Origin of the sequence: Methylorubrum populi, assembly GCF_002355515.1 — a bacterium.
Classification (GTDB): domain Bacteria; phylum Pseudomonadota; class Alphaproteobacteria; order Rhizobiales; family Beijerinckiaceae; genus Methylobacterium; species Methylobacterium populi_A.
The window spans coordinates 3,745,383-3,759,192 of record NZ_AP014809.1 but is presented as its reverse complement, the minus strand read 5'-3'; the positions used below and the strand labels follow the sequence as shown (position 1 = coordinate 3,759,192).

Annotated in this window: 12 protein-coding genes; 2 read left to right on the top strand and 10 right to left on the bottom strand. The window is 70.6% G+C overall.

Annotation, left to right across the window (positions count from 1 at the left end; all coding sequences use genetic code 11):
- Positions 1-79: 79 nt before the first annotated feature.
- On the bottom strand, positions 80-553 hold the full coding sequence (gene smpB / locus MPPM_RS17370; protein ID WP_096486128.1) for an SsrA-binding protein SmpB: 474 nt from the start codon (positions 551-553) through the stop codon (positions 80-82).
- Positions 554-659: 106 nt separating this feature from the next.
- The gene (gene dapA, locus MPPM_RS17365; protein ID WP_096486127.1) at positions 660-1,550 is read right to left on the bottom strand and encodes a 4-hydroxy-tetrahydrodipicolinate synthase; all 891 of its coding nucleotides are present in this window, start codon (positions 1,548-1,550) and stop codon (positions 660-662) included.
- Between the two features lie 187 nt (positions 1,551-1,737).
- On the opposite strand from dapA, the gene MPPM_RS17360 reads away from it, so the two are divergent.
- The gene (locus MPPM_RS17360) at positions 1,738-4,062 is read left to right on the top strand and encodes a lytic transglycosylase domain-containing protein (RefSeq protein ID WP_096486126.1); all 2,325 of its coding nucleotides are present in this window, start codon (positions 1,738-1,740) and stop codon (positions 4,060-4,062) included.
- On the opposite strand, the gene MPPM_RS17355 is transcribed toward MPPM_RS17360, so the two are convergent.
- Positions 4,052-4,657, bottom strand: a complete 606-nt coding sequence (locus MPPM_RS17355; protein WP_096486125.1) for an HD domain-containing protein — start codon at positions 4,655-4,657, stop codon at positions 4,052-4,054. The two genes, MPPM_RS17360 and MPPM_RS17355, sit on opposite strands and share 11 nt — an antisense overlap.
- Positions 4,658-4,796: 139 nt before the next feature.
- Between MPPM_RS17355 and MPPM_RS17350 the strand changes: the two genes are divergently transcribed.
- Positions 4,797-6,083 (top strand): adenylate/guanylate cyclase domain-containing protein, encoded by a 1,287-nt coding sequence (locus MPPM_RS17350; protein ID WP_096486124.1) that lies wholly within the window; start codon positions 4,797-4,799, stop codon positions 6,081-6,083.
- Here the strand turns inward: MPPM_RS17350 and MPPM_RS17345 are convergent.
- From MPPM_RS17345 to MPPM_RS17315, 7 genes are all read right to left on the bottom strand, one after another.
- Positions 6,015-6,296, bottom strand: a complete 282-nt coding sequence (locus tag MPPM_RS17345; RefSeq protein ID WP_096486123.1) for a hypothetical protein — start codon at positions 6,294-6,296, stop codon at positions 6,015-6,017. The two genes, MPPM_RS17350 and MPPM_RS17345, sit on opposite strands and share 69 nt — an antisense overlap.
- Positions 6,293-8,302 carry an OmpA family protein gene (locus tag MPPM_RS17340; protein ID WP_096486122.1) on the bottom strand — a complete coding sequence of 670 codons (2,010 nt, stop codon included), beginning with the start codon at positions 8,300-8,302 and terminating at the stop codon, positions 6,293-6,295. The genes MPPM_RS17345 and MPPM_RS17340 overlap by 4 nt, the downstream gene beginning before the upstream one ends.
- Before the next feature lie 247 nt (positions 8,303-8,549).
- Entirely contained in the window at positions 8,550-10,208 is a 1,659-nt protein-coding gene (locus tag MPPM_RS17335; protein ID WP_096486121.1) for a porin, read from the bottom strand.
- Positions 10,209-10,570: 362 nt separating this feature from the next.
- A complete protein-coding gene (locus MPPM_RS17330) occupies positions 10,571-12,406 on the bottom strand; it encodes an ABC-F family ATP-binding cassette domain-containing protein (protein WP_096486120.1) in 1,836 nt (611 codons plus the stop codon).
- Positions 12,407-12,456: 50 nt separating this feature from the next.
- Positions 12,457-12,702: a hypothetical protein gene (locus MPPM_RS17325; protein WP_096486119.1), complete on the bottom strand. Its 246-nt coding sequence runs from the start codon at positions 12,700-12,702 to the stop codon at positions 12,457-12,459.
- A 75-nt stretch (positions 12,703-12,777) separates the two neighbouring features.
- Positions 12,778-13,095, bottom strand: coding sequence for a polyhydroxyalkanoic acid system family protein (locus tag MPPM_RS17320; protein WP_096486118.1), 318 nt, complete (start codon positions 13,093-13,095; stop codon positions 12,778-12,780).
- A gap of 158 nt (positions 13,096-13,253) precedes the next feature.
- Complete coding sequence (locus MPPM_RS17315) at positions 13,254-13,601, bottom strand: septal ring lytic transglycosylase RlpA family protein (protein ID WP_017486426.1); 348 nt, start codon at positions 13,599-13,601, stop codon at positions 13,254-13,256.
- Positions 13,602-13,810: the final 209 nt, after the last annotated feature.

Below are 13,810 nucleotides of genomic sequence, written 5' to 3'. Positions count from 1 at the left end.
GGCGCACCCCTGGAGCGCTTCGCATGCGTTCGCGGTGACGGTGGGCCCGGCTCGAGCCTCCGACCGAACCCGAGACCGCTCAGCCCTTGTCGCGCATCAGACGGGCTTTGTCCCGCTGCCAGTCGCGCTGTTTGACGCTCTCGCGCTTGTCGTGGAGCTGCTTGCCCTTGCCGAGCCCGAGTTCGACCTTCGCCCGCCCCTTGTCGTTGAAGTAGATCTTCAGCGGAATGACCGTGTAGCCCTGGCGCTGGGTGGCGCCGATCAGCTTGTTGATCTGGCGGCGGTGCAGCAGCAGGCGGCGGGGCCGCTTGGTGTCGTGGTTGAAGCGGTTCGCTTCCAGGTATTCCGGAATATAGGCGTTGAACAGCATCAGGTCCGACCCGGAAGGGCCGGCATAGGATTCGCCGATCGTCGCCTTTCCTCCGCGCAGCGACTTCACCTCGGTGCCGGTCAGCGCGATGCCGGCCTCGAACGTGTCCTCGATCGCGTAGTGGAAGCGGGCGGAGCGGTTGTCGGCGACGACGCGCCGGCCGGGTTCGGATTTCGGTGCCATCTCTTCTGGTTAAGCTTCTTGCGCGCCGGGCGGAGGACGGCTCCGGGATATGGGGAAACGAGGGGACTTCGACGACCCCTCGCCCGTCGGCTCGGACGGCCGCGCCTCAGATCAGGCCGGCATGGGCCAGCGCGGCATCGACCGCCCGTCGGCAGCCCTCCGTCGCCGGCACCAGCGGCAGGCGCACCTCCTCCGACATCAGCCCGAGGCGCGACAGCGCGTATTTCGCCGGCACCGGGTTCGATTCGTAGAACATCTGCACATGCAGCGGCATCAGCCGGTCCTGGATCTTCAGCGCCTTCGCGTAATCGCCCGCGAGCGTCGCCTCCTGCAGGTCGGCGCAGAGTCGGGGCGCGACATTCGAGACCACGGAGATGCAGCCCCGGCCGCCATGGGCATTGAAGCCGAGCGCCGTCGCATCTTCGCCAGAAAGCTGGATGAAATCTTCTCCCAAAGCCTGCCGCTGGAGGCTGACGCGGTCGATCTTGGCCGTGGCGTCCTTCACGCCGGCAATGTTCTTCAACTCGAACAGCCGCTTCATGGTGTCGACGCTCATGTCGACCACGGACCGGCCGGGGATGTTGTAGATGATGATCGGGATGCCGACGGCGTCGTTCACCGCCTTGAAGTGGGCGTACATCCCCTCCTGGGTCGGCTTGTTGTAGTAGGGCGTGACGGTGAGCACCGCATCCGCGCCGACGCTTTCCGCATGACGGGCCCGCGCCACCGCCTCGCGCGTCGAGTTCGAGCCGGCGCCGGCGATCACCGGTACCCGGCCGGCGGCCTCGGCGACGCAGACCTCGACCACGCGGTCGTGCTCGGCATGGCTCAGCGTCGGGCTCTCGCCGGTGGTGCCGGTCGGCACCAGGGCGTGCGTGCCCTGCTCGATCTGCCAGTTCACGAATTTCCGGAAGGCCGCCTCGTCGAACTCGCCGTCGCGGAAGGGGGTCGCGAGCGCGGTCATCGAGCCGCGAAGGCGGGCATGGGTATCGGTCATCCTGGCGTTCCCGGCCGTTCTTCTTGCCTGTCTGGCATACCCCGGCGGCTCCGGCCGCGCACGGGTCGCGCGAGACATAGGCCCTCCCCAGTCCGCGCGCAAACGCTTCGCTTGCGCAGTTAATGCCATCTTAACGGACCGGAGCCCAGCTTAAGGCTTGGCCTCCGTGTCGGGGTGTCTGATGACCTTGGCGTTCCCCGCCCGCTCCCTGCCCCTGCTGCTCGGGCTCGTCCTGTCCGGCACCGCCCTGCTGCCGCAAAGCGGCACGGCGATCGAGGTTCGTAACCCGCAGCCGGCCTCGGCGCCCGCCGCGCCGTCGAGCGATGCCACCGCGCCTGCCAGCCAAGTCAGCGACGGCCAGGGCCCCGCCGCCGATCCCGTCGCGGCCGACGCCCTGCGGCTCGATCCGAGCGCCGGCGAGGCCGCCTCCGACAAGCCGCTGCCCGCCGCGGCCTCGGCTTACGCCTCGACCGAAGCGGACGGCCCCGTCGCCTTCCCCCTGCCCGACGCGGCGGTCTCGCCGGCCGCCCCCGCCCCCGAAGTGCCCGACCCGGCTCGGCCGATCGCCTCGGGCGAGACCGACCTCGGCCAACTGCGCGAGGCGATCGACCTCTACCGCAAGGGTAAGGTCACCGATGGTGACCGGCTCGCGGCCGGTTTCACCGATCCGGCGGCGCGGGCGCTGCTCGAATGGGTGGCGATTCGGGCCGGCGCCGGCGTCAGCTTCGAGCGCGTCGTCGCCTTCACCCGCGCCAATCCCGATTGGCCGGCCGGTCCGCTGCTGCGCCGCCGGGCCGAGGAGCGCCTGCTGACCGAGAAGAAGAGCCCGGCCGTGGTGCGCGCCTACTTCGCCACCGCCCGGCCGACCAGCGCACCGGGCAAGTTCGCCCTGGCCCTGGCCCTGCGCGCCGACGGGCTCGACGCGGATGCCGCCGACCTCGTGCACGACCTGTGGCGCGAGGAGAGTTTTGGGCGCAGCCTCGAGGCCAAGGTCACCGATGCCTTCCCCGGCGTGCTCACGGTGATCGACCACCGCTACCGGATGGAGCGCGCCCTTCTGAAGGAGGATTGGACGACGGCCGCCCGCGCGGCGGATTATGCCGGCGGCTCCTATGCCAGCCTCGTGCGCGCCCGCCGGGCGGTGCAGGGCAAGGCCGGGGCGGCGGCCGCGCTCGCCGCCGTGCCGCCGTCGCTGCGCAACGATTCGTCCTACCTGCTCTCGCGCGCCCAGTATTTCCGCCGCGCCGACAAGGCCGCGGAAGCGGCCAAGGTGCTCCTGTCCGCTCCGACCAACCCGGAGGTCATCGCCGACGGCGACACGTGGTGGATCGAGCGCCGGATCGTCGCGCGCAAGCTGATGGATGCAGGCGATTCCAAGACCGCCTACGCGGTGGCCGCCGCGCATTCCGCCCGCACCTCCGAGAAGCGGATCGAGGCGGAGTTCCATGCCGGCTGGATCGCGCTGCGCTTCATGAACGATCCTACCGCGGCCGAGCGGCACTTCGCGCAGGCCGCGAGCGTGGCCGAGACGCCGATCTCGCTGGCGCGCGCCGCCTACTGGCAGGGCCGTGCGGCGGAGGCCGCGGGCCGGACCGCCGAGGCCAAGCGATTCTACGAACGCGCCGCGCTCCAGCCGATCGCCTATTACGGGCAGCTCGCCCGTGCCCGCCTCGGCCAGCACAGCCTGCCCCTACGCCGGGCCGCCGAGCTGAGCCCGACGGCGCGGGCCGCCTTCGACGATCGTCTGTTCTTGCGGGGCCTGAAGCTGCTCGCCGCCGCCCAGATGAAGGAACTGGCGCTGCCGCTCTATATCGACGCCGCCCGCTCGCTCACCGAGGAAGCGCAGGTCAACGCGCTGGGTGAGGCCGCGGTGCAGGCGCGCGACGCCCGTGCGCTGGTCGCCATCGGCAAGCTTGCTACGCAGCGGGGCCTGGCGCTGGACACCCACGCCTACCCGACCATCGGCATTCCCGATTACGAGACCTTCACCGCGGTGCCGCAGGTCGAGCGGGCCATGGTCTTCGCCATCGCCCGGCAGGAGAGCCAGTTCGATCCCCGCGCCCAGTCCGGCGTCGGCGCCCGCGGCCTGATGCAGATGATGCCGGCCACCGCCCAGCGCACGGCCAAGCGCGTCTCGACGTCCTACGAGACCGACCGCCTCACCAGCGACCCCGCCTACAACGCCCGGCTGGGGCAGGCCCATCTCGGCGAGCTGATGGAGGACTGGAAGGGCTCCTACATCCTCGCCTTCGCCTCCTACAATGCGGGCGGCGGCAATGTGAAGAAATGGGTCGACGCCTACGGCGATCCGCGCCGGCCCGACGTCGATCCGATCGACTGGGTCGAGCGCATCCCCTTCAGCGAGACGCGCAACTACGTGCAGCGGGTGATGGAGAACCTGCAGGTCTACCGCAACCGCCTCGACGGCAAGAGTGCGCTGCTGATCGAGCGCGATCTCGCCCGCGGCGCCCGCACCGCCGTGAGCGCCGAGGCGCAGCCGGTCACGCCGTAGCGCCGACGCCCTCGTAGTGGCGGCGCACCAGTGCCTCCACGAAGGGCCAGAGGCCGGGGATGCCGCGCTCGACCACCGGCCGGTAGCGCGCCATCACCTGCGCCTCGGTGAGGCCGTTCTCCGCCCAGGTGCCGCCCTCGGTCAGCGTGTTGAGCAGCAGCGGCTGAAGCCGGTCGAGCGCCTTGGCGAAGCGGGCCTCCGCCGTCTCCACCGCCTCGAATTCCCGCCACAGCGCCAGGAAGCGGTCCCGCTGCGGCTCGGGCAGGAGCCCGAAAATCCGCTCGGCCGCCGCCTGCTCGACCAGGGCCAGAGCGGCGGCGTCGTAGGCGCCGTGGATCGGCACGTCGCCAACATCGACCTCGACGATGTCGTGCACGAGCAGCATCGCGACGACGCGACCCATATCGAGGCCTGGGGCGTGATCACCGAGGACGAGGGCGAACATCGCCAGATGCCAGGAATGCTCGGCCGAGTTCTCGCGCCGGCGCTCGCCGATCGTCCGGTTCTGGCGCAGCACGGCCTTGAGGCCATCGATCTCGGCCAGGAATGCGAACCGGCGCGCGAGGGTGGAGGCGTGATCGTTCCCGTCGTTCATGTCGGTGTTCCCGGAATCCTGCGGCACGGTTGAAGGGTTCGGCCCGTCCGAGCAAGGCGGCCGAGCGATCGATTTCCCACAGGCAGAGCCTTCCGAGGCTTTTGGATCGCGGCGCGAGCATCGATAGAGTTGATCGGCCATGCCCATCACGGATCCGATCTTCGACTCTGCCGTCCGCGGCATCGAAGCCCGCCTCATCGCGCGGGCAGCTGAGTCGGATGACGGGGAAGCCATCATCACGGAATTCTGCGAGGCGCTGGTCGCCGCCGGGCTCCCGCTCTGGCGCCTCAGCCTCGCGGTGCCGGTCATCGATCCCGTCTTCCGTGGGGTGAGCCTCGCGTGGCGGCGCGGACAGGGCATGGCGTTCTTCCCTACCGTGCACGGGCCGGAGGGCGAGGACACGTTCTTCCGCAGCCCCGTGGGCTGGCTGCGGGCGAACGACCTGGCCTACATCCGCTGGCGGCTCGATCGTTCGGGCGGGTGGCCCGACCTTCCGCTCCTGGGCGAGCTGAAGCAGGCGGGGGCTACCGATTACCTGCTCCACGCCGCCGCCTTCGCCCCCGGCAGTGCCATGGAGGGCGTCGCCATCTCGTTTGCCACGGACCGTCCCGGCGGTTTCACCGAGGCGGAGCAGGCGGTGATTGCCGGGCTCGTTCCGGTGATCGCCCTGGTCACGGCGAAGCTGAGCTTGTCGCACACCATGCGCGAGATGCTCGGAACCTATCTCGGGCCGGCGACCGGCGCGCGGGTGCTCGCGGGCGAGATGCGGCGCGGGCAGAGCACGGTCGTTCACGCCGCGATTCTCCTCGCGGATCTGCGCGGCTTCACGGCGGTGGCGGATCGCGACGATCCCCTGAAAGTCGTGGGCTGGCTCGACGAGCATTTCGATGCCCTCGGCGAGCCGGTGCAGCGCCATGGCGGGGAGATTTCGAAGTTCCTCGGTGACGGCTTCCTCGCCGTCTTTCCCGTGGCCGAGCCGGACGCCCTCGCCTGCCCGGCCTGCGCCGGCGCGCTCGACGCGGCACGGGAGGCGCTGGCGCGCAACGCCGGTCTGAACGCGTCCCGTCACCGCGACGGCCTGCCGCCCCTGGAGGCCGACATCGTGCTTCATTACGGGCGCGTGGTGTCCGGCAATGTCGGTACCGACCGGCGCCTCGATTTCACGGTGATCGGACGCGCGGTCAACGAGGCGAGCCGGATCGAACGGCTCTGCGACGAACTCGAGCGCCCGCTGCTCCTCTCGGATGCCTTTGCTCGGCGCTGCTCCGCCGCCCTGGTTCCGGTCGGAGAATTCGCCCTACGCGGTGTCGGGCGCAAGCAGCGGATCTGGGGGCTGGCGGCGGAGGCCGCTGGCTCCTCAGAGCGGACGGCCGGACAGGGCGCGGCCGAGCCCGCCCAGGGCGCAGCCCGCGAGGTAGGCTCCTAGCACCAGCGCGGCCGTTTCGACCCACAGCCCGGGTTCGCCGGGCGCCGTTCGCAGCGCCGCCAGACCGGTCAGGACGGCGAAACCGGCGAGGAGAAGACCGGCCGCCGCCAGGGCGAGCCCGCGTCGCGGAAGACCGGTCAGGGCGCCGACGACGAGACCGAGCACCAGCGCCGCCGCCAAGGCCGGCCAGAGCGAGGAGACGAGCAGGGTCACGAGCGCAGGCTGAGGCCGATTCCCTGCCGGTCGGAGAGGGGCGCGACGCCCGTCGGCGCGGCGGCGCGCTCCAGCGGCACGCCGGCCTTCTGCAGGTACTCCACCACCGCGAGCGCCCGCGCCCGCGCGAGGTCGGCGCCCGCATCCGCCCGCTCGCCCTCGGTCTTCTCCGCCTTCGGTTCGGGCTTCGATTCGGGCTTGGCCGCCTCCTTCGGCTCCGCCTTGCCCTTGCTGGCCTTGGCGGATTTCGCGTCCTTCTTCGGCTCCGCCTTCGCATTGGCCTTGGCCGGCTTGGGCGCCGTCTCCTTCGCGGCCTCGTCGGCCACCGGATCGGCCGGCGTCTCGGGCTTCGCTCCGGCCGGGTCGAGATGGCCCACGACCTCGATCCGCTCGCCCGGGCAGGCACGGGCCAGGGCCGCCACCGCGTCGAGGACCGGATAGAACTCGGGCGCGAGCGCCGTGCTGCCCGGAGCGAAGCGCAGGGGATGGCCGGCGGTGCGCTCCGACAGGCGCTGTCCGCAGGCGCTCGAATCGGCGGTCACGGCCGGCGCCTCGTCGGATGCGATCGCGACCGTCGCGCTCCAACCGGCCGGCAGCGCCTGCGGCAGCGCCCGGCCGAGGCGACCGGCGCTTTCGGGATAGAGGCTGGTGCCGGTCAGGCGGAGTTCGGTGCCGGTGATCGTCAGCTCGCCGCTCGCCAGCGTCGAGAGCGGATCGACGGCCGCCGCGAGCGCTGCGGCCAGACCGGCCGGAGCGCCGTCGGCCAGACGGGTTCGGTCGTGGATCGATTCGCGGAAGAAGCGCGGGTTGAGCCGGGCCAGCAGCGCCTCGCGGGTCGCCTGATCCGGCAGGTGGCCGCTGACCGTGACGCTGTCGGCGCCGCGGCGGATGCGCAGGACATAAGGGACGATGGGACGGGCGGTGAGCGCCACGCGGCCCGCGGCGATAGCGGCCGGACGGGCCTCGCGCATCAGCGTCTCCGCCTCGGCGATTGCTCCCGCATCCAGGGCATTGCCCTCGACCGAGACGGCCGCGCCCTCGAAGCTGACGCGTCCCTCGTGCAGCAATCCCGCGAGCTTGAGGACGAAGCGGACGAGGGCCGGCCCGTCGACGCCCTGCGGCAGACCGCGGGCGTCGCGCAGCCGGTCATCGATCGCCGCCCCTTCGGCCGCGTCCGCGGCGGCGGCACGGATCTCTTCGCGGGCACTCTCCGAGGCGACGTGGCCGTTCAGTTCGAGGCTGCCGTCCGGCCGGCGGGTGACGCCGAAGCGGAAATCCGCGACGACCGGCGGCGTGATCTCGACCGTGCCGAGGGTGTAGCCCTGCGGCGGTGTGGCCAGTGCGGTGCGCAGGGCGTCATAGGCGGCAAGGCTCGCCGCCTCACCGCGAATCGAGATGACGGTGTCGTTGAGCGTGGCGACGGCGCCGGTGGTGAGATCCTGAAGCCGCTCCACGGCGAAGGCCGCCGCGTCGGGAAAGTCGCGCGGCGCGCCCCGTGCGGCGCGGGCGCGGTCGCTCAGGGTGGCGTCGCGCGGCAGCGCAGGCTTCAGGCGCTGCGCCAGCTCGAAGGCGCCGACCTCGGCCGGGCGGCTGCCCTTGGCCTCGATCCGGCCGGCGGCCGGACGCTCCACCGACCAGACGAAGGGGGAGACCTCCTCGATCACGCCCGTCCGATCGGTGAGGCGGCGGACGCCCTCGAGCGCGGCGAGCCGACCGAGGGCCGCCTCGCGCTGCGAGGCCTCCGGCGCCTCGCCGGACGCGGTCAGGTCGCGTCCCGACACCGAGACCCGCAGCCAGGGCTCGGGCTGCCCCTCCCCGGTCGCAGCGGCGATCTCGGACGCCTGCCGCTCCAGCTCCGCCGTGATACGCGACAGGCCGAGATAGGCGGCCGCTGCGGCGACCAGCAGGAGAATCGGAAGGCCGGCGAACCAGCCGGCGCGGACCCAGCGCGACCGCGACGGCACGCTGTGCGACTGGGGTGACGGCGGGAGCGAAGGCGCGGACATGGGCTCGACCTCCTCGGCGGCCGGCGATGGCGGTCAGAAGACACGGTCATCGGGGCGCTTTGAAGGCCACGGGCTCCCAATCGCCTCGGCGGCCTCCCGGTCCTTATGTCGGTCCCGGCTCGTCGCAGGGCATGAAAAAACCCCGGCCGCGAAGCCGGGGTCTGGAGGTTTTTCCCGTGCGGCCCCCCAACCTGGAAGGCCGACCTTTTCAGGCGGCAGGCCCTCGGGGCCTGCCGCAGGTTCGACTTTAGAAGTCGCGCTGCACGCGGAAGCGGGCCTGGAACACGTCTTCGCTGCTGACGGTGCGGGTCGGGACTTGGGCGTTACCGCTGCCAATGAAGCCGCCCTTGTCCTGATCGGCGACGCGACCGCTCTTGACGCCCGTCCGGATGTACTGGCCCTCGATACCGATATCGAGATCCTTGACCGGCGACCAGATCAGGCTCGCGCCGGTGACGATCTGGTAGGTGTCGCGCAGCGATTGGCTGGTGGCGTAACCGACCGGGTTGGTGAGGTAGGAGCCCGGAGCGACGGTGTTGCCGCTGTTGACCAGAGCGTTCGCCTGGCTGGTGGCCTGACGGGCACCCGTCGGGAACCAGATCTCGCCGTAGCTGGCGTAGAAGGCCGAGCGCCACTCCGGCGACCAGTAGTGGAGGTACGAGGCCACCGCCGTGAAGCTGCTGGACAGCTCGATGCGGCCCGACAGCGGGTTCACGACCGCGTCGGCGAGGTACTGGTTGAACGGGTTGCCGGCATAGACCGAGGCGTTGGCGAGGTAACCGGCGGTGAAGCGGTTGATGCCGGTGTAGAACGAGGTGCCCTCACCGTACGAACCCTGGAGGTAGAGGCCATCGCCCGGAGCGATGAAGGGCAGGTTGAACTTCACGCCGCCCTGAACCGCCCAGCCGTACTCGGTCTTCACGCCGTCGCCGAGGCCACGGGCCGCCAGGAGAGATTGGGCGGCGGCAGCGCTGCCGCCGGGGACGCCGACGGATGCGAGGAAGCCGCCCACGTTGATCTCGCGCACGGCGGCGGAGAGCTGGGCCGAGCCCCACGGAGCGTCGTAGCGCAGCGAGCCGACGAAGTCGGGCAGGCGCGAGCGCTGCACGGCGTCGATGAAGGCGACCGAGGTGGCGTTGCCCAGGGCATCGGTGCCGAGGATGATCGGCGTCGGCGCGGTGGTGAGCACCGTCGAGAGAGCACCCGTGCCAGCGGCGGCGCCAGCGGCAGGAACCGCGTTCGTGAAGAGCGGGTTCTTACGGTAGTTCGGGTCTTCCATCGAGATCGTGGCGGTCCAGCCGTCGCCGAACTTCTGCGTGTAGGCGAGCAGGTTGGTCGACGGCATGTTGGAGCCGAGCGACGAGCCGATGATCTCGTAATCGGCGGCGTAGAAGTCGTAGAACGAGGAGGCGCGACCGGCGGTCAGGCCCGCGAACTGGATGAACGCCTTATCGACGTTGATGAAGTTCTGGATGCGGCCGAAGGCGTCCTGGCCGGTGCCGGAGAAGGCGTAGCCGCCGCGCAGGTTCGTGCCCGAGGAGAGCTTGGTGTGGCCGGTGCGGCTCGCCGCGTCGAGACGCAGGAAGGCGCGCAGGGTGCCGTAGCTGGTCTGGGTGCGGGCGTCGAGGTTGAAGCGGGCAAGGCCGGTGAAGCCCGAGAGATCGCCACCACCGGTGACCCGGCGGCTGTCGCTGCCGATATAGCCGTACTCGGCGCGGGCGCGGCCGGAGACACGCAGGCAGGTATCGGTGCCGGGGATGTAGAAGAAGCCGGCGCCGTAGGCGGAGCAGACCCGGACGTACTCGATCGGAACGGCCTTCTTCACCGGCAGGTCGGCGGCCTGAGCCCCACCCACGATGGTCAGCCCCGCTGCCGATCCAAGGAGAAGGCTCTTGACGAGCTTCATGGTAAACCCTCCAGAAGTTTCGAGACCCATGGGATCGGACTTCTGTTTTGGCCGGGTGCCCCACACCGAAGTCGAGCTGGCCAGTCCTTGTTTCCCTTGGAGCTTGGGCCTTCCCAATCGGGTGTTGGCCAAGCCGCAGCGGGGTTATCCCGTCCGCAGCGGCACCATGGTCGAGCGTTGCCGTACGGGCAACAGGCTTAGCTGTCTTGGAGGTGTCACAAAGAGGCTTCGCTGCCGTCTGTTGCAGCATCGCAACTTAATCCCTGCCCGGCCATCAACTTTTCCCCGCTTTCAAGGTGAGGGCGACGGATGATCTGAGGCACGGCGCGGCGGGACTGATGAGGGGGGGGGAGCGGCGGCGGTCAGCCGCCCTGCGACTCGCGCTGCATCTCCAGGGTGAGCCAGCGCTCCTCGGCGGCGGCGAGTTCGGTCTCCGCGGCACCGAGCATCGCGGTCGCCTTCTGGAAGCGTCCGGGATCACGGCCGTACAGGCCCGGATCCGACAGAATCTCGCGCAGCTTGGCGATTCCCGCTTCCAGCTCGGCCATGCGAGTCGGAAGCGTCTTCAACTCGTGCTGCTCCTTGAAGCCGAGCTTGGTCCGTGCCGGCCCCGCCTCGGCGCGCGGCGCCTTCTCCCGCGGCTCGGAACGCTCGCGGCCGGCCTTGTCCGAACCGTCGCCGCGGGCCTCCGTCCGGGCCTCCACGCCGCGCCCACGCTGGCTGAGCATGTCGGTGTAGCCGCCGGCATACTCGACCCAGCGCCCCTCCCCCTCGCTGACCAGGACGGTGCCCGCCACCCGGTCGAGGAAGTCGCGGTCGTGGCTCACCAGAATCAGCGTGCCGGCATATTCGCCGAGCATCTCCTGCAAGAGGTCGAGGGTTTCGAGGTCGAGGTCGTTGGTGGGCTCGTCGAGGACGAGCAGATTCGAGGGCTGGGCCAGGGCGCGGGCGATCAGCAGCCGGTTGCGCTCGCCGCCGGAGAGCACGCTCACCGGCGTGCGCGCCTGCTCGGGCGCGAACAGGAAGTCCTTGAGATAGCCGATCACGTGGCGGCTGCGCCCTCCCACCGTAACGGTGTCGCCGCGCCCGCCGGTCAGAACCTCCGTGACCGTGGCGCTCGGTTCGAGGACGGCGCGGGCCTGGTCGAGATGCACCATGTTGAGGCCGGTGCCGAGGCGCATCTCGCCCGAATCGGGGGCAAGCGCGCCGGTCAGCAGGTTGATCAGCGTGGTCTTGCCCGCCCCGTTGGGGCCGACGATGCCGAGCCGGTCGCCGCGCAGCACGCGCAGGGTCAGGTCGTGGACGATCCGGCGCTCGCCGTAGGACTTGGAGACGTGTTTGGCTTCGGCGATCAGGGTGCCCGAGGCCGCGCCCTCGCTCGCCGTCAGCACCGCCTGCCCCACCGGACGGCGGTGCTCGCGGCTCTGCTTGCGCAGGTTCTGCAGGTCGGCGAGGCGGCGCACGTTGCGCTTGCGCCGGGCGGTGACGCCGTAGCGCAGCCAATGCTCCTCGTCGGCGATCTTGCGGTCGAGCTTGTGTTTGTCCCGCTCCTCCTCCTCGAAGAAGGCGTCGCGCCACGCCTCGAAGCTCGAGAAGCCCTGCTCGATCCGCCGGGTCACGCCGCGGTCGAGCCAGACGGTCGCCCGCGACAGGGCGGAGAGGAAGCGGCGGTCGTGGCTGATGAGGACGAGGGCCGAGCGGGTGCGCTTCAGCTCGGATTCCAGCCACTCGATGGCCGGCAGGTCGAGGTGGTTGGTGGGCTCGTCGAGGAGCAGGATGTCGGGCTCGGGCGCCAGTGCCTGGGCGAGCGCCGTCCGGCGCGCCTCGCCGCCCGACAGCCGGCGCGGATCCTCGCTGCCGTTCAGGCCGAGGCTTTCGAGCAGGTAGCGGGCGCGGTGCGGGTCGTCACCCGGCGCGAGGCCGGCCTCCGCGAAGGCCTGCGTAGTCTCGAAGCCGGAAAAGTCCGGCTCCTGCGCGAGGTAGCGGATCGTGGTTCCGGGCTGGACGAAGCGCACGGCACGGTCCGGTTCCACCAGACCCGCGGCGATCCGCATCAGGGTCGACTTGCCCGAGCCGTTGCGGCCGACGAGACAGGTGCGCTCGCCGGGCGCGATCGTCAGCTCGGCCCGCTCGATCAGCGGCGTGCCGCCGAAGGTGAGCGCGACGTCCTGAAGGGTGAGAAGTGGGGGAGCGGCCATGCCGGGCTTATGGCAGCAGCCGCAGCCCGGAACAACGGAAGCGAGAGGCCTCAGGCGGTCGGGTTGGCCGGGCCGGTGGGCGTCGAGTCGGGGATGCCGGGGCTCTCGACCGGAATTTCGGTCGGCATCGTGCCCGGCGCCTCCGCGGGCGTTCCGCCGGGGATCTCCGGGCCGGGGCCCGGCTCGGGGATCTGCGGCGCGTCGGGCGTGGCGGGGCCCGGCGTCTCCGGTCCGGGATTGCTCGGGATCTCGGGACCGGGCGTGGGGGTATCCGGGATCGATCCGGGATTGGCCATTCGTGCGCACCTCGCTGACGGCGCGTGCGTCGCGCCGTCGTCCGGGCCAACGGCAGGCGGGCGGGCGGGTTCCCGCTACTTCTTGGGCAGGAGGAGCTTGTTGCCCTCCTTGCCGACGATCTTCTGGATCTTCTGTGCGAACATCGAGAGCAGCAGCGGCATGCGCACCTCGACGCGCACCACGTCCTGGCCGACATCGATCTGGCCGTCGACGGTCTGGGCCAGGGCCGTGACCGAATAGTCGAGGCGGTCGCCGGTCCAGTTCAGGGTGTTGATGGCGATCCCGCTCTTGCCGAGCGCCTCGCGCACGCGGGTGGTGCCTTCGTCGATGCGCCGCCGGGCCTCGTCGCGGCCGAGCTCATGCGGAATCTCGACCACCATCGGCTTCGCCATCTCGATCCCTCTCCTCGCCTCAAAGCGCGGGCCCGGATCGATGATCCGGGCCGCACGTCATCTCATGAGACAATTATGGGAACGGGTGGGTTCCCCGGCAACGCTCGGTGGAGGAGCGTAGAACGAGCGCCGGGTCAGGGGCTTCGCCGGGCCTGGCCTCAGCGCACCACGTTGAGCGAGACGTAGCTGGTGCCCGACATGCCGATGGCGCGGGCGGAGCCGCGGGCCAGATCGATCACCCGGCCGCCGACGAACGGGCCGCGGTCGTTGATCCGCACCACGACGGAGCGGCCATTGGCGCGGTTCGTGACGCGAACACGGGTGCCGAAGGGCAGGCTGCGGTGGGCGGCGGTGTATCCGTTGGGGTTGAAACGCTCGCCGTTCGCTGTCTTCCGGCCGCTTCCGTACCAAGAGGCCTGGCCGCTCTGGGCCTGGGCGGGCAGCGTCGCGAGGGCGCCGATGACGGTAGCGAGGCAGGCGGCAGCGGTCCGGTTGGAAACCTTCATCGAAGATCGCATTCCCTTGTTTTTTGCGATGTGCGTTGGACGCCGCGGAAAATGAGCGCGATCTCGGCCAAAATAAGACAGGGATTTTGCGCTCGGTGTTAGGCTGCTGTTAAGAATATCCGCCGCTGCCTTCGCCCGCTATGTCGCAGCAAGCATTGATTACTTGGTGCGCGGCGCGTCGGTCTTGCCTCGAAGACATCAAAACTTGC

Bases quoted from the DNA above. Each gene is read 5' to 3' on its own strand.
- smpB (WP_096486128.1), bottom strand. From the start codon at position 553: ATGGCACCGAAATCCGAACCCGGCCGGCGCGTCGTCGCCGACAACCGC.
- dapA (WP_096486127.1), bottom strand. From the start codon at position 1,550: ATGACCGATACCCATGCCCGCCTTCGCGGCTCGATGACCGCGCTCGCG.
- MPPM_RS17355 (WP_096486125.1), bottom strand. From the start codon at position 4,657: ATGAACGACGGGAACGATCACGCCTCCACCCTCGCGCGCCGGTTCGCA.
- MPPM_RS17350 (WP_096486124.1), top strand. From the start codon at position 4,797: ATGCCCATCACGGATCCGATCTTCGACTCTGCCGTCCGCGGCATCGAA.
- MPPM_RS17340 (WP_096486122.1), bottom strand. From the start codon at position 8,302: ATGTCCGCGCCTTCGCTCCCGCCGTCACCCCAGTCGCACAGCGTGCCG.
- MPPM_RS17335 (WP_096486121.1), bottom strand. From the start codon at position 10,208: ATGAAGCTCGTCAAGAGCCTTCTCCTTGGATCGGCAGCGGGGCTGACC.
- MPPM_RS17330 (WP_096486120.1), bottom strand. From the start codon at position 12,406: ATGGCCGCTCCCCCACTTCTCACCCTTCAGGACGTCGCGCTCACCTTC.
- MPPM_RS17325 (WP_096486119.1), bottom strand. From the start codon at position 12,702: ATGGCCAATCCCGGATCGATCCCGGATACCCCCACGCCCGGTCCCGAG.
- MPPM_RS17320 (WP_096486118.1), bottom strand. From the start codon at position 13,095: ATGGCGAAGCCGATGGTGGTCGAGATTCCGCATGAGCTCGGCCGCGAC.
- MPPM_RS17315 (WP_017486426.1), bottom strand. From the start codon at position 13,601: ATGAAGGTTTCCAACCGGACCGCTGCCGCCTGCCTCGCTACCGTCATC.